This is a genomic window from Xanthobacter flavus (assembly GCF_017875275.1).
Classification (GTDB): domain Bacteria; phylum Pseudomonadota; class Alphaproteobacteria; order Rhizobiales; family Xanthobacteraceae; genus Xanthobacter; species Xanthobacter flavus_A.
Window position 1 is genome coordinate 2,167,106 of the sequence record NZ_JAGGML010000001.1, and the last position, 19,280, is coordinate 2,186,385.

A 19,280-nucleotide genomic window follows, 5' to 3' on the forward strand; every position below is an offset into this window, starting at 1 on the left:
TCCCCGGGACCCTGCGATGTTCGTTCCGCTTGCCGATACCAATCCGCTGGAGCATGTGCGCCGCCCCTACGTCACCTGGGCGCTGGTGCTGCTCAACGTGTTCGTGTTCGTCGCGCTCCAGCACGGCGCTTTCGGGCCCGTGAGCGAGGCCGGGGTGCTTGGCTTCGGCGCCATTCCCGCCGTGGTCAGCGGCGTCGCCATCCTGCCCGAGGGCTACGAGCGGCTGCCGCCGGCCCTCACCCTTGTCAGCTACATGTTCCTGCACGGCGGGTGGCTCCACCTCATCGGCAACATGGCCTTCCTCCTGGTGTTCGCCGACAATGTGGAGGACGCCATGGGCCATGCCCGCTTCCTCCTGTTCTACCTGCTGTGCGGCATCATCGCCGGGCTCGCCCATGTGCTGGCCGAGCCGGGCTCCGAGGCGCCGCTGGTGGGAGCCTCGGGCGCCGTGGCGGGGGTGATCGCGGCCTATCTCGTCCTCCATCCCAACATCCGCCTGTGGGCGCTGGTGCTGATGAAGATCCCGCTCCGCATCCCCGCCTACTGGGCCATCGGCGCGTGGTTCGGCCTGCAGGTGTGGCAGATCCTGTCGAGCACGGACCAGGAAACGGCGTGGTGGGCGCATGTGGGCGGCTTCCTCGCCGGCGCTGTGCTGGTGGTACTGATGCGCCGGCCGGGCGTCGCCCTGTTCGATCGCGATCCCTCCGGGGTGCCGAGCATCCGCGCGCAGGGCGTCCGAACGCCGCGCCGGAGCGAGCGTTGACACGCTTTCTGGCCCCTCCTACGTTGCCCGCCCGCAAGAAATGCTGCAATGCAGGGATAAGAGCGGAAGTTTCGATCATCGGCGGATTTTGCGACCGCCAGTCGAGATTTCGGGAACGGGGAGCGCGTGTCGATGAAGATCCTGGTGCCCGTTAAGCGGGTGGTGGATTACAACGTGAAGGTCCGGGTGAAGTCGGACGGTTCGGGCGTTGAGCTCGCGAACGTCAAGATGTCCATGAACCCGTTCGACGAGATCGCGGTGGAAGAGGCGCTCCGCCTCAAGGAAGCCGGCAAGGCGACCGAGGTGGTGGCGGTGTCCATCGGCCCGGCCCAGGCGTCCGAGACGCTGCGCACGGCGCTGGCCATGGGTGCCGACCGCGGCATTCTGGTGAAGACCGACGGCGTGGTCGAGCCGCTCGCGGTCGCCAAGATCCTCAAGGGCGTTGTGGGCGAGGAAGCCCCCGGCCTGGTGATCCTCGGCAAGCAGGCCATCGACGACGACTGCAACCAGACCGGCCAGATGCTGGCGGCGCTGCTGGGCTGGCCTCAGGCCACCTTCGCGTCCAAGGTCGTGGTGGAGGACGGCGGCGCCGTCGTCACCCGCGAGATCGACGGCGGCCTGCAGACCATCAAGCTCAACGGCCCGGCCATCGTCACGACGGACCTGCGCCTCAACGAGCCGCGCTACGCCTCGCTGCCCAACATCATGAAGGCGAAGAAGAAGCCCATCGCCGAGAAGACGCCGGCCGATTACGGCGTGGACGTCGCCCCGCGGCTCGAGGTGCTGAAGACCCAGGAGCCGGCCGGCCGCAAGGCGGGCGTGAAGGTGGGCTCGGTCGCCGAGCTGGTGGCGAAGCTCAAGGATGAGGCGGGGGTGATCTGATGGCCGTTCTGCTCATTGCCGAACACGACAATTCGGCCCTCAACGGCGTCACCGCCAAGGCCCTCACCGCCGCCGCCGCGCTCGGCGCGCCGGTGCATGTGCTGGTCGCCGGCCAGAACGCCAAGGGCGTGGCCGAGGCCGCCGCGAAGCTCTCGGGCGTCGAGAAGGTGCTGCTCGCCGACGACGCGCTCTACGCGCACCGCCTCGCCGAGCCGCTGGCGGCGCTGCTCGTCTCGCTGGCGCCCGGCTACGACGCCATCGTCGGCCCCTCCACCGCCAGCGCCAAGAACGTGCTGCCGCGCGTCGCCGCGCTGCTGGACGTGATGCAGGTGTCGGACATCACCAAGGTGGTCTCGCCCGACACGTTCGAGCGGCCCATCTATGCGGGCAACGCCATCCAGACCGTGAAGTCCAATGACGCCAAGAAGGTGGTGACGGTGCGCACCGCCTCCTTCGCCGCCACCGGCGAGGGCGGCTCGGCCGCCATCGAGACCGTGGGCGCGGCGTCCGACCCGGCGCTCTCCACCTTCGTGGACGAGGCCATCGCCGCCTCCGACCGTCCCGAGCTGACCGCCGCGAAGATCATCGTGTCGGGCGGTCGCGCGGTGGGCTCGCGGGAGAAGTTCGCCGAGCTGATCGAGCCTCTGGCCGACGCGCTGGGCGCGGCGGTGGGCGCCTCGCGCGCCGCGGTGGACGCGGGCTATGCCCCGAACGACTGGCAGGTGGGCCAGACCGGCAAGGTCGTCGCCCCCGAGCTGTACATCGCCCTCGGCATCTCCGGCGCCATCCAGCATCTCGCCGGCATGAAGGATTCCAAGGTCATCGTCGCCGTCAACAAGGACGAGGAAGCCCCCATCTTCCAGGTGGCGGACTACGGTCTCGTCGGCGATATCAACACCGTCATCCCCGAACTCAAGGCGGAAATCGCCAAGGTTAAGGGATAGGATAACTCTGGCTGCGGCCGGAGAACCACCGGCCGCAGTTTCGGGGATGCCCGCCCCGGTCACCGGCAACAAGGCGAAACGAGAGAATCATGCCGCTCGAGATCAAGAAGGTCGGGGTCATCGGCGCAGGCCAGATGGGCAACGGCATCGCGCACGTCTGCGCGCTCGCCGGCTACGACGTGGCGCTGAACGACGCGGACCCTGACCGCATCCGCTCCGGCCTCGCCACCATCAATGGCAACATGGCCAAGCAGGTGGCCAAGGGCTTCGTGTCCGAGACCGACCGGCAGGAAGCCCTCGCCCGCATCGTCGCCGCGGACAAGACCGAGGACCTCGGCGACTGCGACCTCGTGATCGAATCCGCCACCGAGCGGGAAGAGGTGAAGCGCAAGATTTTCTCCGCGCTCTGCCAGGTGGTGAAGCCGGAGGCCATTCTCGCCTCCAACACCTCCTCCATCTCCATCACCCGCCTCGCCGCCGCCACCGACCGGCCGGAGCGCTTCATCGGCATTCACTTCATGAATCCGGTGCCGCTGATGGAACTGGTGGAGCTGGTGCGCGGCATCGCCACCGACGACGAGACCTTCGAGGCCTCCAAGACCTTCGTCACCCGCCTGCACAAGACCTATGCGGTGGCCGAGGATTTCCCGGCCTTCATCGTCAACCGCATCCTGCTGCCGATGATCAACGAGGCCATCTACACCCTCTATGAGGGCGTGGGCTCGGTGGATTCCATCGATCGCGCCATGAAGCTTGGCGCCAACCATCCCATGGGTCCGCTGCAGCTCGCCGACTTCATCGGCCTCGATACCTGCCTCGCGGTGATGCAGGTGCTGCACGAGGGCCTCGCCGATTCCAAGTACCGGCCCTGCCCGCTGCTGGTGAAGTATGTCGAGGCCGGCTGGCTCGGCCGCAAGACGCAGCGCGGCTTCTACGACTATCGCGGCGAGAAGCCCGTCCCCACGCGCTGAGGCGGGGGACGCGGAGGCCGGCATCGGCCTCGCCCAAAGATCAGCCCGGCCGAAGGCGACCGGGCGTTCGATCACTCATCGCCATCCTGCCCCGCGTCGGCGGCCGGCAATTCCACCCGCTGTAACAGTCCGCCCCCCGGGCGGTTCGAGAGGGTGAGACCCCCGCCATGACGGGCGATGATCTCATTGGCGATGGCGAGGCCGAGGCCCGCCCCGGGGATCTTCACCTGCCGCGCCGGATCGACCCGGAAGAACGGCTCGAACACCCGCCCCATCAGCGCCTCGGGAATGCCGGGGCCATCATCCTCGATCACCAGCACCACCCGCTCCGCATCGGCGCTGACGGCAAGGCGCGCGCCGCCGCCAAGGCCCGCACCGTGGGCGGCGCTCGCACCGTGCGTAGCGGCATTGACCGCGAGATTGCGCACCGCCCGCTTGAGGGAAAGCGGCCGGCCGGAGACGAGGCCCGGCACGGTGCCGCGCACGGCGACGCCAAGCCCGATCTCACGCAGTTCGGTCGCCACCTGCTCCACCAGCCGGTCGAAGCGGACCGCCTCCAGCGCGCCGCCCTCCACCTCCTCGCGCACCAGGCGGATGGCGCTGTCGGCGATGCGGTCCAGCTCCGCGAGGTCCGAGAGCCATTGGGCGCGATCCTCCTCGTCGGCGACGAATTCCGCGCGCAGGCGCATCCGGGTGAGCGGGGTGCGCAAATCGTGCGCCGCGCCGGCGACGATGCGCATGCGGCTGTCCATGGAGGCCTTCAGCCGCGCCGACAGCCGGTTGATGGCGGCGGCCGCGGCGCGCACCTCGGCCGGCCCCCGCTCAGGCAGGACGGGCAGTTCGCCGTCCGGCCCGATGCGCCGTGCGGCCTCTTCCACCAGCGCCAGCGGACGGGTCAGGCGCCGGACGGCGAGAACCACGACGCCAGTCACGCCGAGAATCATCAACGCCAGCCAGACGGCGAAGCCGAAGGTCCCGCCCGGCGGGCCGCGCGGCGGAGGGGGGATGCCGCCGCCCGACAGCACGAGCCACCGCCCGTCGGCGAGGCCGATTGCGGTCACCGGCGACCCGCCCTCGGGCCTGAGTACCCGCACCGGATGGGGTTGGCCGAGCCGGGCGAGTGCATCGGAAAGCTGCCGGCTCGCCATCTCGTCGAGGGGACCGGCGGGCGGCGCAGGCCGCAGCGCCGGCGCATCGGTCCCCGGCGGAAGCTTGGCCGCGAGCGCCACGGCATCGAGAATGGCGGGCGCGATGACGCCCGCCCCGAACGGCGGCCATTGCGGGCGGGCAATGAAGAATGCGGCGCCGTTGGCGAGCGCGATCACCACCAGCACGGCGGCCACGAGGATGGCCGTCACCTGCGCCCGCAGCGTCCTCACGGCGCCGTCTCCACATCCACCCGCACCGAGAGCTGATAGCCGCCATTGCGCAGGGTCTTGAGAATCTGGAACGCGCCCTGATCGCCGAGCTTGCGGCGGAGCCGGCTGACCAGCACATCGATGGAGCGGTCGAAGGGGCCGGCCTCCCGGCCGCGGGTGATGTCGAGCAGCTGGTCGCGCGAGAGAATGCGGCCGGGCCGTTCCAGGAAGGCCATCAGCAGATCGAACTCCGCCCCGGTCAGCCCCACCTCAGCGCCGCCCGCCGAGGTGACGCGGCGCAGCTCCGGCTCGGCCCTGAAGCCGGCGAAAGCGTAGGCGCGCACCTGCGGCGATGCCGGCTCGGCGGCGCTGGTCCGCCGCAGGACGGCCCGGATTCGGGCGACCAGCTCCCGCGGGTTGAACGGCTTGCCGAGGTAGTCATCGGCCCCGATCTCGAGGCCGATGATGCGGTCCACATCCTCCTTGAGGGCGGTGAGCAGGATGACCGGCACCCGCGAGCGGGCGCGCAGGGCACGGCACAGGTCGAGGCCGGACGCATCGGGCAGCATGAGGTCCAGCACCACGAAGTCGATGCGCTGGGTGACGAGCTTCTCCTCCATCTCCCGCCCGTCTCCGGCAGCGGTGACGCGGAAGCCCTGGGCGGTGAGATACCGGCTGAGAAGCTTGCGGATTTCGAGGTCGTCGTCGACGACGAGAATGTGCGGCCCGTCCTGTTGCACCCGTTCCTCCGTTCGCGCCGATGCTAGCGCGCCGCCCCTGCCGCGCCAGACCCGCGTGCGTCGAAGCATTGCCAGGACCATGCTGGCAACACTGCGTCACAAAATCTGCCGCGCCGGACATTTTCCGATACCGCCCCGACGTCAATTTGCTCGCAGCGGCCGCCATCCTCGCGACAGGCTGAAAACCACGAGGCGCGACCCGCCTCGGTAGCCACCGGAAGGAAGGGAATCTCGCCGCCCTTGATCTTCCCTTCCCCGCAGCGGGCGTGCCTCGGCACGCCCGCTGTCCGCATTTCAACCTGAGCCCATCCGCGCCCCGTCATACGCCTGTCGCGCGCCCCCTTTACTGATCCTGAAAACGGTTTCACGCTCGATTGAAACAGCCGGGTGAAGCCAACCGGGGTCGCACGTGCCGCGCATCGTCACCATCAGGACCGTCGCCGAACGGGCGGGCTGCTCCATCGCCACGGTCAGCCGCGTCATCAACCGCTCGGCGCCCACCAGCGCCGACGTGGAGGCCCGGGTGCGGGCGGCCATCGACGAACTGGGCTTCCGCCCCAGCGAGATCGGCCGGGCGCTGAAGACGCTCAAGACCCGCACCGTCGGCGTCCTGATCCCGAGCCTCACCAATCCGGTGTTCGCGGCCTCGGTGGCTGGCATGCAGGCCGCCGCCCGCGAGCGGCGCCACACTTTGCTCCTCACCGCGACCGATTACGATCCCGGCGCCGAGGCGGAGCTGGTGGAGACGCTGGTGGCGCAGAACGTGGCCGGCCTCGTGCTCACCGTCGCCTGCGCCAGCCAGAACGCCACGCTGGACCTGCTGGAGGCCGAAAGCATCCCCTTCGTGCTGGTCCACAACGAGCCGGAGGGCGACGCCCGCGCCGCCGTCTGCGTGGACAACGCGGCCGCCACGTCCGCCCTCACCGAGGCGATGATTGCCGCCGGGCACCGGCGCATCGCTTATCTCGCCGGCCGCTTCGCCACATCGGACCGCTCGCTGAGGCGCTACGAGGGCTATCGCGCGGCCATGCAGAAGGCCGGGCTCGTCGCCGCAGCGCCGCTGGAGCTCGACTATCTGGGCGACGCCCCGAGCCATGCGGCGGCGCTCGCCGGCCTGTTCGGCGAGGCCTCCGCCCCCACCGCCGCCTTGTGCTCTAACGACCTGCTCGCCCTCTCCGTGACCGGCGCGCTGCGCGACCTCGGCATCCGCGTGCCGGACCATGTTTCGGTAGCCGGCTTCGACGGCATTGCCCTCGGCCGCGCCATGAGCCCGAGCCTCGCCACCGTGGACACGCCCACCCGCATGATGGGGGAGCGGGCCGTGGAGATGCTGTTCGAGATGATCGAGACCGGTGCCGCCCCCCGCGTGGAGCGGCTGCCCTTCAGCCTGCGGCCCGGCGGCACGCTTGCCGCCGCGCCGAAGCGTTCCCGCCGCCAAGACCCTACCCCGCCGACCCCACTCAACCCGTGAGGCCCGCCATGCGTCCCCTCAAGACCCTGTCCGCCGTGACGCTTTCCGCTTTCGCGCTCGCCGCCGTCGCAGCCATCGTTCCGGCCCGCCCGGCCGCGGCGGCGGATGCCATCTGCTACAATTGCCCGCCCGAATGGGCCGACTGGGGCGCCATGCTGAAGGCCATCAAGGCCGATACCGGCATCGACGTGCCGCAGGACAACAAGAATTCCGGCCAGTCCCTCGCCCAGATCCTCGCAGAGAAGGCGAGCCCGGTGGCGGATGTCGCCTATCTCGGCGTCACCTTCGGCATCAAGGCCAAGGATGCCGGCGTCACCCAGCCCTATGAGCCCAAGGGCTTCGCCGACATTCCCGAAGGCCTGAAGGACAAGGACGGCAACTGGTTCACCATCCATTCCGGCACGCTCGGCCTGTTCGTGAACAAGGATGCGTTGGGCGGCGCGCCGGTGCCGGCCTGCTGGGCGGACCTGCTGAAGCCCGAATACAAGGGCCTCGTCGGCTATCTCGATCCCACATCCGCCTTCGTGGGCTATGTGGGCGCGGTGGCGGTGAACGGCGCCATGGGCGGCTCGTTCGACGATTTCAAGCCGGGCATCGAATACTTCAAGAAGCTTCAGGCCAACCAGCCTATCGTGCCCAAGCAGACGTCCTACGCCCGCGTGGTCTCCGGCGAGATCCCGATCCTGTTCGACTACGACTTCAACGCCTATCGCGCGAAGTATAACGAGAAGGGCAATTTCGCCTTCGTCATCCCCTGCGAGGGCTCGGTGGTCGTCCCCTACGTGATGACCATGGTGAAGGGCGCGCCGCACCCGGAAGCCGCCAAAAAGGTGCTGGACTACGTGCTCTCCGACAAGGGCCAAGCCATGTGGGCGAAGGCCTACCTGCGCCCCGCCCGCGCCATCGAGCTGCCGGCGGACATCGCCAGCCGCTTCCTGCCCGCCTCGGACTACGCCCGCGCCAAGCCCGTGGACTATGCCCGCATGGAGACGGCGCAGAAGGCCTTTTCCGACGCCTACCTCAACGCCGTGAAGTGAGGCGGGCTCAAGCCTGACGCCATGCACAGCGCCGATCGCCTCGCCCGCCTGTTCCTGCTGCCCCTGTTCCTGTTCGTGGCGGCCTTCTTCCTGCTGCCCATGGTGCGGCTCATCGGCGTGGCGGGGTCCGGCCCCAACGGGATGGCGGAATATGTCGCCATCCTCACCAATCCCCGGCATTTCGCGACGCTTCTCGCGACGCTCGCCCTCTCGGCGGCGGTGACGGCGGCGACCCTCGCCATCGGCACCGTCGTCGCGCTATTCCTTGCCCGCAACCGTTTCTGGGGCCGGCCGCTGCTTGTCTCCTGCCTCACGCTGCCGCTGGCCTTCCCCGGCGTGGTGGTGGGCTTCATGGTGATCCTGCTGGCCGGCCGGCAGGGGCTCCTCGCCAGCCTGTCCATGGGCCTCGGCATGGGGCGATGGGTGTTCGCCTATTCCATGGCCGGCCTGTTCGCCGGCTATGTGTATTTCTCGCTGCCGCGGGTGCTCGTGACGCTCATGGCGGCCGTGGAGAAGCTCGATCCGGCGCTGGAGGAGGCGGCCCGCTCGCTCGGTGCGGGGCGCTTCGAGGTGCTGCGGGACGTGACCCTGCCCGGCATCGCCCCGGCGCTGATGGCCTCCGGCGCCATCGCCTTCGCCACCGCCATGGGGGCCTTCGGCACCGCCTTCACGCTGGCGACGCGCATCGATGTGCTGGCGATGACCATCTATACGGAGTTCACCCTCAACGCGAACTTCGCCACGGCGGCGGCGCTCTCCATCGCCCTCGGCCTCATCACCTGGGCGGTGCTCGCCCTGTCGCGCAACCTCGCCGGTGGCGGCGTGGCGGCGGCGGGCTGAGGCAAGCCATGAAAACCCACCGCCTCACCTTCGCCTTCCAGCTGTTCGTCACCCTGCTGGCCGCTGCCTTCCTGATGGTGCCGGCCGGCGCCTCCATTCTCGCCGGCTTCACGGCCAATTACTTCCGGGGCGTCTCCTCCGGCCTCACGCTGGATTGGGTGAAGCAGGTGCTGGCGCTTTATTCCGGCACCATCTGGCTCTCCATCGGCATCGCGCTGGGCACGCTGGCCGCGACGCTCGTCATCGCCGTGCCCGCCGCCTGGGCGCTGGTGCGGCGGCCCTCGCGGCTCGCCCGCATCGTGGAAGAGGTGGTGACGCTGCCGGTGGCGGTGCCGGGCCTCGCGCTCGCGCTGGCGCTCATCCTCGCCTATGGCGCCATCCGCGAATTCCGCATGAGCCCGGCCTTCATCCTCACCGGCCACGTGCTCTACACCCTGCCCTTCATGCTCCGCGCGGTGATGGCGGTGCTCGCCGCCGTGGACATCCGCTCGCTGGAGGAAGGCGCGGCGTCGCTGGGCGCCTCGCCGCTGCAGCGCTTCTTCCATGTGGTGCTGCCCAATGCGAAGGGCGGCATCCTCGCCGGAGCGCTGATGGTGGTGACCCTCTCCATCGGCGAGTTCAACCTCACCTGGATGCTGCACACCCCGCTGACCAAGACGCTGCCGGTGGGTCTCGCCGACAGCTACGCCTCCATGCGCCTCGAAATCGCGAGCGCCTACACGCTGGTCTTCTTCGTCATGATCGTGCCCCTGCTCCTTGCCCTCCAGATGTTCGGCCGCACCACGGGGAGCGCGCGATGACCACCGGCGCCGCCATTTCCATCGCCGGCTGCGGCAAGACCTATCCGGACGGCACGCGGGCGCTCTCGCCGGTCGATCTGGAGGTGAAGGCGGGCGAGACGCTGGTCCTGCTCGGCCCATCCGGCTGCGGCAAGACCACATTGTTGCGCCTCATCGCCGGGCTGGAGACACCCGACGCCGGCGGGCGCATCGCCTTCGACGGCGCCGACGTGACGGCCCTGCCCATCGAGAAGCGCAACGTGGGCATGGTGTTCCAGTCCTACGCTTTGTTCCCCAACATGAGCGTCATCGACAACGTGGCCTATGGCCTGCGCGTGCGCGGCGTGGGGACGGCCGCGCGGCGGACGCAGGCGGCCTCCGTGCTCGCCATGATGCGCATCGAGGCGCTGGCCGAGCGGCGCATCGACCAATTGTCCGGCGGCCAGCGCCAGCGCGTCGCCCTCGCCCGGGCGCTCGCCGTGCGGCCGCGCGTGCTGCTGCTGGACGAGCCATTGACCGCCCTCGACGCCGCCCTGCGCGAACATCTGCGCAGCGAGATCGACGCGCTTCTGCGCCGGCTCGCCATCACCGCCGTCTATGTCACCCACGACCAGGCCGAGGCGCTGGCGCTGGGCGACCGCATCGTGGTGATGAAAAACGGCGCCATCGCCCAGGTGGGCACGCCACGGCAGGTCTATTTCCAGCCGGCGGACGATTACGTCGCCGGCTTCGTCGGCATCACCAACCGGCTGGAGGGCATGGTGCGCAACGGCCGCTTCGAGACCGCCGCCGGCATCCTGCCCGTCACCGCGCCCGACCGGGCGAAGGCGCGGCTGCTGTTCCGGCCCGAGGCGGTGCGCCTCGTGAGTCCGGCGGACGCGACGCTGGTGTTTCAGGTGGCGCAGGTGGAGTTCCAGGGCCCGCGCCAGCGGGTGACGCTGAATGCCGGCGACGGAACCCGCATCATCGCCGAGGCGCCGGCCGACCTGCCCCTCACCGCCGGCACAGCCATCGGCCTTGTCCTTGATGCCAACCGCTACACTCTGGCCTGACCCATGCTGATCGCCCAGCTCACCGACACCCATATCCGCCGCCCCGGAACGCTGGCCTATGGGGTGGTGGATACCGCCACCTATCTGGAAGCCGCGATCGCGCACATCGGCGCCCTATCGCCCCGCCCCGATGCGGTGATCGTCACCGGCGACGTGACCGACTTCGACGACCCGGAGGAATACGCCCGCTTTCGCGCCATCGCCGCGCCCCTCGGCCTGCCGCTCTTCCCCATTCCCGGCAATCACGACAGCTCCGCCGGGCTGCTCGCCGCCTTTCCCGAGATCGCGGCGCGCTGCGCGGGCGGGCGCGTGAATTATGTGGTGGAGGACTTCCCGCTCCGGCTGGTGATGCTCGATTCCACCGTCCATGGCCGGCCCCACGGAACCCTCGGCGCGGAAGGTCTCTCCTTCCTAGATACGACGCTGGCGGCCGCGCCCGGCCGGCCGGCGCTGGTGTGCGCTCACCACCCGCCGTTCCTGACCGGCATCCGCCACATGGACGTGCAGAACCTGTTCGACGCCGCAGGGCTGGAGGTTGTGCTGCGGCGGCATCCGCAGGTCGTGGGCTTCACCTGCGGCCATGTGCACCGGGCGGTAACGACCACCTTCGCCGGCATCGCCGCCACCATCGCGCCGGCCCCGGCCCATTCCGTGAGCCTCGCACTCGACGCGGATGCGGCGCCCACCTTCCACATGGAGCCGCCCAGCCTCTCGCTGCACCTGTTCGCGGAGGGGCGGCTCGTGACCCACCGCAGCTTCATCGGCGGCTTTTCCGGCCCGCACCCCTTCTTCGGGCCGGACGGCAAGGCCATCGGCACGCCGGAGTGAGCGCCACAAACAAAAAGCCCCGGTCGAGCCGGGGCTTTTCAGTCGGGGAAGACAGGATCGCCCGTCTCAGCCGCCAGCCATCGGCAGCGGGATGGGCGCCGGGCCGGCCGCGGTGCTGCGCGAGGCCGTGTGCTGCGCCACGCGATCGGCATAAGGCAGTTCCAGCCGCTCCCACACGTCCGACAAAGCGGTCGCCAGATGGGCGATCAGCGCGTCGTCGTGGAACGGGGTGGGGGTGATGCGCAGGCGCTCCGTGCCGCGCGGCACGGTGGGGTAGTTGATGGGCTGGATGTAGATGCCGTACTCGGCCAGCATCAGGTCGCTGGCCATCTTGCAGGCCTTGGCATCACCCACCATCACCGGGACGATGTGGGTGGGCGTCTCCATCTGCGGCAGGCCGGCGGCGGCCAGCGCCGCCTTCACCTTCGCCACCTGGGTGCGCTGGCCGGTGCGCTCGGCCTGCGAATTCTTGAGATGGCGCACCGAGGCGGTGGCCGCGGCGGCGACGGCCGGCGGCAGAGCGGTGGTGAAGATGAAGCCCGGCGCGTAGGAGCGCACGGCATCGATGATGAGGCGCTTGCCGGTGATGTAGCCGCCGACCACACCGAAGGCCTTGCCCAGCGTGCCCTCGATCACGTCCACCCGGTGCATCACGCCGTCACGCTCGGCGACGCCGCCGCCGCGCGCGCCATACATGCCGACGGCATGAACCTCATCAAGATAGGTCATGGCGCCGTAGCGCTCGGCCAGCTCGCAGATGGCGCCGATGGGGGCGATGTCGCCGTCCATGGAATAGACGCTCTCGAACACCACCAGCTTCGGCCGGTCGCCGGACGCCTTCAGCAGCTCTTCGAGGTGGTCGAGGTCGTTGTGGCGGAAGATGGCCTTCTGCCGGCCGCCGTGGCGGACGCCCTCGATCATGGAATTGTGGTTCAGCTCGTCCGAGATCACCACGCAATCGGGGATCAGCTTGACGATGGTGGAGATGCCGGTGGCGTTGGAGATGTAGCCGGAGGTGAAGACGAGGCCGGATTCCTTGCCGTGCAGGTCGGCCAGCTCGCGCTCCAGCATCACGATCTCATGGCTGTTGCCCGAGATGTTGCGGGTGCCCCCGGCGCCGGCGCCGCGCGCCTGGGCCGCCTCGCACATGGCGGCGACCACATCCGGATGGCTGCCCATGCCGAGATAGTCGTTGGAGCACCACACCACGATGTCGCGCGGACCGCCCGGCGAGTGCCACACCGCCCGCGGAAAGCGCGAGGCATCGCGCTCGATCTCGGCGAAGGTGCGATAGCGGCGCTCCTTGCGCAGGGCGTCGATGGCGTCGGCAAAGAAGTGGTCGTAGGTCATTCCGAACCCTGCGGCGGCAGACGGGATCGCGGGTGGATCCTCATTGTTCTAAGATTATGCAGCCAGCTTGCTCCTTGTATTGATGCCAATCAAGTACCGAGCGTGACGCGCGGCGATCCGGCGCAACCCCGTGCCGGGACTGCACAAATGCCGCAGCGCAACAAGCCGCTCGGAAGACGGTAGCCGCCTGGCCCGACCTGGAACTTGCACGAAACCGGCGGCATCGGGCGGATCGCGCGGCGAGCTGCGCGCGAGCGTCAGATCTGCCCTGCGCGCCTGCACTGATCTTCATCAAATTGCCCCTTGCGAAGGCGGTACGAATCCCCTACATCCGCGTTGCCCAAATTCGCACGTGCCTGTGGTCGCGTGTCGGTCGGTAGGATCTCCGGACAAGAGGCCGGAAAGCTGCCAGGACGATCGACAAGCCGGAGGGAACCGGCCCACCCCGCTCCTCAATGCGGGGGACGTGACTTGAAGCAACGACGTAAGGGCTTTTTTGGTCTCGGTCGGCCCTCCAAAGGTCGGCGTTACTAAAGAGGCACTACATCTTGCCGGCCGTGCGGAGCGGGACTTCCCTCTCCAATCGTGCGCAGTCGTCCTCGCTCCTGCTTTGCCTTGCGGCCAAGCGGGCGGTTCTGCTGCCGTTCGGTCCGATGATGCGGCCGGGTAAAGCCCCGGCGAAGCGGGTACGGCCCGCAGACGTTCGGCGTGTCCACATCGCCGGGCGGATGCGAGCGCGTGCCCCGGGCTCTCCCTGAAAGGAGCGTCCGTCCTGTCGTCGCGCAGATCCCTGCGCTTCACTGGCTTCAGGTCACGGGGAGGTATCCATGACCGATCGCATCCGCGAATTCCTGCGTACCCGGCGAGAGGATGGCCCCTGCGTGGTGGTGGACCTCGACGTGGTCCGTACCAACTATCTCTCGTTCGCCCGCGCGCTGCCGGACACCCGCGTGTTCTATGCCGTGAAGGCGAATCCCGATGCCGCCATCCTGAAGGCGCTGGAGGAGCTCGGCTCCTCGTTCGACTGCGCCTCCACCGGCGAGATCGACATGGTGCTCGCCACCGGCGCGGGCGCCGACCGCATCTCCTTCGGCAACACCATCAAGAAGGAGCGCGACATCGAGCGCGCCTTCAAGCTGGGTGTGCGCCTGTTCGCGGTCGATTCCTACGAGGAAGTCGAGAAGATCGCCCGCGTCGCCCCCGGCGCCAAGGTGTTCTGCCGCATCCTCTGCGACGGTGCCGGCGCCGAATGGCCGCTGTCGCGCAAGTTCGGCTGCGAGCCGGAGATGGCGGCGGACGTGCTGGAGCACGCCCATCGCCTGGGCCTCGCCGCCTATGGCGTGTCTTTCCACGTGGGCTCGCAGCAGAAGAACGTGCACGCCTGGGACGGCGCGCTCGCTTCCGCCGCCGCGATCTTCCGCGCCTGCGCCGAGCGGGGCATCTCGCTGTCCATGGTCAATCTGGGCGGCGGCTTCCCCACCCGCTATCTGCAGGAGGTGCCGGGCGCCATCTCCTACGGCGAGGCGATCTTCGCCTCCCTGCGCCGTCACTTCGGCAACGCGCTCCCGGAAACCATCATGGAGCCGGGCCGCGGCATGGTGGGCAATGCAGGCCTGATCGAGACCGAGGTCGTCCTCATCTCGAAGAAGTCCGAGCAGGACGCCATGCGCTGGGTCTATCTCGACATCGGCAAGTTCGGCGGCCTCGCCGAAACGATGGACGAGGCGATCCGCTACCCGCTGCGCACCCCGCGCGACGGCGACGACACCGCCCCCTGCGTGCTCGCCGGCCCGACCTGCGATTCGGCCGACGTGATGTATGAGAAGACCCCGGTCGAGCTGCCTCTGTCGCTCTCCATCGGCGACAAGATCATCATCGAGGCGTGCGGCGCCTACACAACCACCTATTCGGCGGTGGCATTCAACGGCTTCCCGCCGCTGAAGTCCTACGTGATCTGAGGGCGGCTTCCGCCGCCGAAAGATCCAAACTCCCGTGGCCCCCTGAGCGGAGCCACGCGGAGAACTGCCCGCGCGGCGCCCGAGCGTATTCCGCGACCCGGCCGCAGAAGGTCCCCCGGCATCGGCTTCCCGCCGTCCGGGGCGTGAGGAGGGGATGTGTCCCCTCGTCTTCCGCACCCGTCCCTGAAGGCATTTCGCCTGGCTGTGATGCAGCCGGGACGGGCTTCTTCACCTCTCACGTTGGCGCAGGAGTTGCCGATGACCGAGATCGTGCTTGAATCCGTGGAAGATGTGGCCCCCCGCGAGGCCCTTCTCGACCTCACCATGGGCGAGGAGCGCAAGGCCAAGTCGTCCGAGCGTCTGCGCGAGGGCCGCCTGCCGGCGGAGGGCCTCGCCTTCTCCGCCCACGGCCCGGACGGCCGCCTGGCGGGCACCGTGCGCCTGTGGAACGTGACGGCGGGCCCCGCCCGTCCGGCGCTGCTGCTCGGCCCGCTCGCGGTCCATCCGTGGTTCCGCGCCCGCGGCCTCGGCGGCGACATGATGCGCGCCTCCATCGCGGCGGCGCGGGCCAAGGGCCATGGCGCCATCCTGCTGGTGGGCGACGCGGCCTATTACGAGCGCTTCGGCTTCTCGGCGGAGAAGACCGGGGAGCTGTGGATGCCCGGCGCCTATGACCGCAACCGCCTGCTGGCGCTGGAGCTGAAGACCGGCGCGCTGGACGGCGCCCGTGGCCTCATCAGCCCCACCGGCGCCCGCATCGCGCTGCCGTCGCTGGAAGAGCTTCTGGCGCCGGCGCTGCTGAAGACCGCCTGAGCGTGTGACGCAAAGAAAATCCCCGGCTCGATCCGTCGCGCCGGGGATTTTTGTTTCTGGGTCCGGATTTATGTCAGCCGCCCCGGCGCCGCTTCGGCTTGGGAGCCGCGAGGCGGTGCGCGGCCTGAAGCGCCGAGGCCAGCGTCGCCTCATCCACCACGGTGAGGTTGCAGCGGGTCGCGCCCATTCGTCCCCATCCGCCCGGCACCGGCGCGAAGGCTTCGGGCTCCTGCTCGCAATAGAAATCGCGCAGGTCGGGATCGAACATCAGGTTGAGATCGCGCCCGCCCGGCCCCAATGTCGCAAAGATCTTGCGTGGCGTGCGGAAGGCCCTGCGGTCGACGTGCGGCGCCTCGCTCGCCTCAGGCAGAGCGAGGGCCATCTCCCGAACCCGCGCGGCATCGACCGCCATCGAAGGTCTCCCTCAGAGCGCGATCCGATCACGTTGAACCAACGTGATCGGTGAATCGCCCTCTGACTCCAAAAAAGAGAGCACGGGAGACCTTCGCAGGCCTCACCGCACGATGATGTTCTTGAACTGCCACGGGTCCTCGAGGTCGAGATCCTCGGGGAACAGCTTCTGCCGGCCGGTGAGGGGCGTCCAGTCCGTGTAGGTGCCGATCATCGGGCCGAGATAGGGCGTCTGCACTTCGAGGCAGCGGCGGAAGTCCATTTCGTCCGCCTCGACGATGCCCGCCTCGGGGTTCTCCAGCGCCCACACCATGCCCGCGAGCACGGCGGAGGTCACCTGCATGCCGGTGGCGTTCTGGTAGGGAGCAAGCTCGCGTGTCTCCTCGATGGAGAGCTGGGAGCCGAACCAGTAGGCGTTCTTGGCGTGGCCGTAGAGCAGCACGCCCAGCTCGTCGATGCCGTCCACGATCTCGTGCTCGTCGAGGATCTTCCAGCTCTCCTGGAAGTGCCCGCCGTTGCCGAACATCTCGTGCAGCGACAGCACCGCGTCGTTGCAGGGATGATAGGCGTAGTGGCAGGTCGGGCGGTAGACCACCGCGTCCCCGTCGCGCACCGTGAGGTAGTCGGCGATGGAAATGGCCTCGTTGTGGGTGACGAGGAAGCCGTACTGGGCCTGCGGCGTCGGCGTCCACGAGCGCACGCGGGTGGCCGCTCCGGGGGAGAGGAGATAGATGGCCGCGCCGCAGCCGGCCTCGTGGGTGCGGCCGTCCGGCGGCAGGCTCTTTTCGTGCGTGCCCCAGCCCAGCTCGGCGGGCTGCAGGCCTTCGGAAACGAAGCCCTCCACCGACCAGGTGTTCCAGAACTGGCCCATCACCTTGGGCTCGCGGGCGCGCTGGGTGTCGCGCTCGGCGATGTGGATGCCCTTGATGCCGAGGCTGCGGGCGAACTGCGCCCACTCCTCGCGGGTGGTCGGCTCTGGCCGGTCGAGACCGGTGTCGGCGGCTATGTTGAGCATCGCCTGCTTCACGAACCAGGACACCATGCCTGGATTGGCGCCGCAGGTGGACACGGCGGTGGTGCCGCCCGGATTGCGGCGGCGGGCGGCGAGCAGGCTCTCGCGCAGCGCATAATTGGTGCGCGCGGCGGTGGGCATGTCCTCGTCGAAATAGAAGCCCTTCCAGGGCTCCACCACGGTGTCGATGTAGAGCGCGCCGATCTCGCGGCACAGCTCCATGACCGCCACCGAGGACACGTCCACCGAGAGATTGACGCAGAAGCCCTGACCGGGGCCGTTGGTCAGCAGCGGGGTGAGCAGGTCGCGGTAGTTCTCGGCGGTGACTTCGGACTGGACGAAGCGGATGCCCCGGGAATCGAGCAGCTTGCGGTGGTCCGCCACCGGATCGATCACCACCATGCGCTCGCGGTCGAAATCGAAATGGCGCTCGATCAGCGGCAGGCAGCCCCTGCCGATGGAGCCAAATCCGATCATCACGATGGGGCCGTCGATCTTCGCGTGGACCGGCCAGTCGCTCATGGTGAAACACTCCTCGGGGTGGCGGCGCCGACCTGTCGGGGCGCCGCGAAAGTCACAGGACGCGCGAAAGCGGGGAACCCCCTGGCATCCGCGCGGCGTGAAAACGATGCCGCGCAAGGGCACGGCGTGGGTGTAAGCGCCGCGCGCAGGCGCGGGCGGGCGCACCATGGGAAAAGCGCGGCCCGGCGTCAACCGAAGAGCTTGAGCAAAGCCGGCAAACCAAGCAGCGGCGGGGATTTGGTTCAGCGCCGGGTCGCGACTTTCACCGGCATGGCATCGACACGGAAGAGCGCGGGAAAGAGCCGGGTCCACAGCGCCACCACGATCAGCGTGCCGACGCCGCCCGCCACCCCGGCGCCCACCGCGCCGATGAGCGCGGCGACCATGCCGGATTCGAATTCGCCGAGCTGGTTGGAGGTGCCGACGAACAGGGAATTCACCGCGCTGACCCGCCCGCGCATCTCGTCCGGCGTGGAGAGCTGCACGAGGGAGGAGCGGATGACGACGCTCACATTGTCCGCCGCGCCGAGCACGAACAGCGCGCCCAGCGACAAAAGGAAGCTGGAGGAGAGCGCGAACACCACCGTCGCCAGCCCGAACACCGCCACGGCGGCGAACATGACGGCCCCGACCCGCCGCGTGGGCGGTCGGCGCACCAGCACGATGGACATGAGCACCGCCCCCACCGCCGGCGCGGCGCGCAGGGCGCCGAGGCCCTGCGTTCCCACATGCAGGATCTCGGCGGCATAGATGGGCAGCAGCGCGGTGACGCCGCCCAGCAGCACCGCGAACAGATCGAGGGAGATGGAGCCCAGCACCACCGGGCTGCGGCGGATGAAGGCGAGGCCGGAGAGCAGCGTCTCAAGCGTCATCGCGCTGCGCGGCCCGGGCGCATGGACATGGCGGATGAAGGCCATGGCGCCGGCGGCCACCGCGTAGCAGATGGCCGCCAGCGTCAGGGGCACCGCCGGGCCGAAGATATAGGCGAAGCCGCCCACGGCGGGGCCGGCGATGGTCGCCATCTGCATGGCGGAGGAGGCCACCGCCAGCGCGCGCGGCAGCATTTCGCCCGGCACGAGGCGCGGCAGCAGCGCCGCCATGGTCGGCGCCTCGAACGCGCGGCAGGCGCCGATGGTGACGACGGCGGCATAGATCGGCAGGAGACCGGCATGGCCCGCGCCTTCCGCAAGGGCGAGGGCCCCCACGGTGAGCGCCGACAGCGTCTGGCAGGCGAGCACGATGCGGCGGCGATCGAAGGTGTCGGCCGCGTGCCCCACCAGCAGGGTGAGGAACAGGATGGGCAGGAATTGCGCGAGCCCCACGAGGCCGAGGGCGGCGGCGCTGCCGGTGAGGCTGTAGACCAGCCAGCCGACCACCACTCCCAGCATCTGGAAGGCCAGCGCCGATGCGACCCGGCTGATCCAGAACAGGATGAAGGCGGGATGCTCCCGCAGCCGCATCCCGGCGGGGGGTGCGCTCGCGGTCACGACGGCGGCAGAGGTTGGGACGAGGGTCGGGGCGAGGTCTCGCGAAAGGTCACGGGGCAGGT

Annotated in this window: 18 protein-coding genes; 12 read left to right on the plus strand and 6 right to left on the minus strand. The window is 69.3% G+C overall.

What is annotated here, in order from left to right; all coding sequences use genetic code 11:
- Positions 1-16: 16 nt before the first annotated feature.
- The 4 genes from J2126_RS10455 (at position 17) to J2126_RS10470 (ending at position 3,560) form a co-directional block, all read left to right on the plus strand.
- Positions 17-763: a rhomboid family intramembrane serine protease gene (locus J2126_RS10455; RefSeq protein ID WP_209486517.1), complete on the plus strand. Its 747-nt coding sequence runs from the start codon at positions 17-19 to the stop codon at positions 761-763.
- A 132-nt stretch (positions 764-895) separates the two neighbouring features.
- Positions 896-1,645, plus strand: a complete 750-nt coding sequence (locus J2126_RS10460; RefSeq protein WP_209486519.1) for an electron transfer flavoprotein subunit beta/FixA family protein — start codon at positions 896-898, stop codon at positions 1,643-1,645.
- The gene (locus J2126_RS10465) at positions 1,645-2,589 is read left to right on the plus strand and encodes an electron transfer flavoprotein subunit alpha/FixB family protein (protein ID WP_209486526.1); all 945 of its coding nucleotides are present in this window, start codon (positions 1,645-1,647) and stop codon (positions 2,587-2,589) included. The genes J2126_RS10460 and J2126_RS10465 overlap by 1 nt, the downstream gene beginning before the upstream one ends.
- 89 nt (positions 2,590-2,678) lie before the next feature.
- Positions 2,679-3,560: a 3-hydroxybutyryl-CoA dehydrogenase gene (locus J2126_RS10470; RefSeq protein WP_209486529.1), complete on the plus strand. Its 882-nt coding sequence runs from the start codon at positions 2,679-2,681 to the stop codon at positions 3,558-3,560.
- A gap of 71 nt (positions 3,561-3,631) precedes the next feature.
- Here J2126_RS10470 and J2126_RS10475 read toward each other — a convergent pair whose 3' ends face one another.
- The gene (locus J2126_RS10475) at positions 3,632-4,939 is read right to left on the minus strand and encodes an ATP-binding protein (RefSeq protein ID WP_209486531.1); all 1,308 of its coding nucleotides are present in this window, start codon (positions 4,937-4,939) and stop codon (positions 3,632-3,634) included.
- On the minus strand, positions 4,936-5,658 hold the full coding sequence (locus J2126_RS10480; RefSeq protein WP_348634276.1) for a response regulator: 723 nt from the start codon (positions 5,656-5,658) through the stop codon (positions 4,936-4,938). The genes J2126_RS10475 and J2126_RS10480 overlap by 4 nt, the downstream gene beginning before the upstream one ends.
- A gap of 409 nt (positions 5,659-6,067) precedes the next feature.
- Between J2126_RS10480 and J2126_RS10485 the strand changes: the two genes are divergently transcribed.
- From J2126_RS10485 to J2126_RS10510, 6 genes are read left to right on the plus strand one after another with little or no spacing between them, the layout of a single operon-like run.
- Positions 6,068-7,129 carry a substrate-binding domain-containing protein gene (locus tag J2126_RS10485; RefSeq protein ID WP_209486535.1) on the plus strand — a complete coding sequence of 354 codons (1,062 nt, stop codon included), beginning with the start codon at positions 6,068-6,070 and terminating at the stop codon, positions 7,127-7,129.
- A gap of 8 nt (positions 7,130-7,137) precedes the next feature.
- On the plus strand, positions 7,138-8,166 hold the full coding sequence (locus tag J2126_RS10490; protein ID WP_209486537.1) for an ABC transporter substrate-binding protein: 1,029 nt from the start codon (positions 7,138-7,140) through the stop codon (positions 8,164-8,166).
- Between the two features lie 21 nt (positions 8,167-8,187).
- Positions 8,188-9,006: an ABC transporter permease gene (locus tag J2126_RS10495; RefSeq protein WP_209486539.1), complete on the plus strand. Its 819-nt coding sequence runs from the start codon at positions 8,188-8,190 to the stop codon at positions 9,004-9,006.
- Positions 9,007-9,014: 8 nt separating this feature from the next.
- Positions 9,015-9,806 carry an ABC transporter permease gene (locus J2126_RS10500; protein ID WP_209486541.1) on the plus strand — a complete coding sequence of 264 codons (792 nt, stop codon included), beginning with the start codon at positions 9,015-9,017 and terminating at the stop codon, positions 9,804-9,806.
- Complete coding sequence (locus J2126_RS10505; RefSeq protein WP_209486543.1) at positions 9,803-10,837, plus strand: ABC transporter ATP-binding protein; 1,035 nt, start codon at positions 9,803-9,805, stop codon at positions 10,835-10,837. The genes J2126_RS10500 and J2126_RS10505 overlap by 4 nt, the downstream gene beginning before the upstream one ends.
- Before the next feature lie 3 nt (positions 10,838-10,840).
- Positions 10,841-11,665 (plus strand): phosphodiesterase, encoded by an 825-nt coding sequence (locus tag J2126_RS10510; protein WP_209486545.1) that lies wholly within the window; start codon positions 10,841-10,843, stop codon positions 11,663-11,665.
- A gap of 66 nt (positions 11,666-11,731) precedes the next feature.
- Here J2126_RS10510 and hemA read toward each other — a convergent pair whose 3' ends face one another.
- Complete coding sequence (gene hemA, locus J2126_RS10515; RefSeq protein WP_209486552.1) at positions 11,732-13,015, minus strand: 5-aminolevulinate synthase; 1,284 nt, start codon at positions 13,013-13,015, stop codon at positions 11,732-11,734.
- Positions 13,016-13,842: 827 nt separating this feature from the next.
- On the opposite strand from hemA, the gene J2126_RS10520 reads away from it, so the two are divergent.
- Complete coding sequence (locus J2126_RS10520; protein ID WP_209486555.1) at positions 13,843-14,973, plus strand: type III PLP-dependent enzyme; 1,131 nt, start codon at positions 13,843-13,845, stop codon at positions 14,971-14,973.
- 258 nt (positions 14,974-15,231) lie between these two features.
- Positions 15,232-15,786 carry a GNAT family N-acetyltransferase gene (locus tag J2126_RS10525; protein WP_209486557.1) on the plus strand — a complete coding sequence of 185 codons (555 nt, stop codon included), beginning with the start codon at positions 15,232-15,234 and terminating at the stop codon, positions 15,784-15,786.
- 73 nt (positions 15,787-15,859) lie between these two features.
- Here the strand turns inward: J2126_RS10525 and J2126_RS10530 are convergent, their stop codons facing one another.
- The 3 genes from J2126_RS10530 to J2126_RS10540 all read right to left on the minus strand — a co-directional run bounded on the left by J2126_RS10530 (position 15,860) and on the right by J2126_RS10540 (position 19,191).
- Positions 15,860-16,198, minus strand: a complete 339-nt coding sequence (locus J2126_RS10530) for an MmcQ/YjbR family DNA-binding protein (protein ID WP_209486559.1) — start codon at positions 16,196-16,198, stop codon at positions 15,860-15,862.
- Positions 16,199-16,300: 102 nt separating this feature from the next.
- On the minus strand, positions 16,301-17,731 hold the full coding sequence (locus J2126_RS10535) for a homospermidine synthase (protein ID WP_209486561.1): 1,431 nt from the start codon (positions 17,729-17,731) through the stop codon (positions 16,301-16,303).
- Positions 17,732-17,973: 242 nt separating this feature from the next.
- On the minus strand, positions 17,974-19,191 hold the full coding sequence (locus J2126_RS10540) for an MFS transporter (protein WP_209490035.1): 1,218 nt from the start codon (positions 19,189-19,191) through the stop codon (positions 17,974-17,976).
- Positions 19,192-19,280 lie beyond the last annotated feature (89 nt).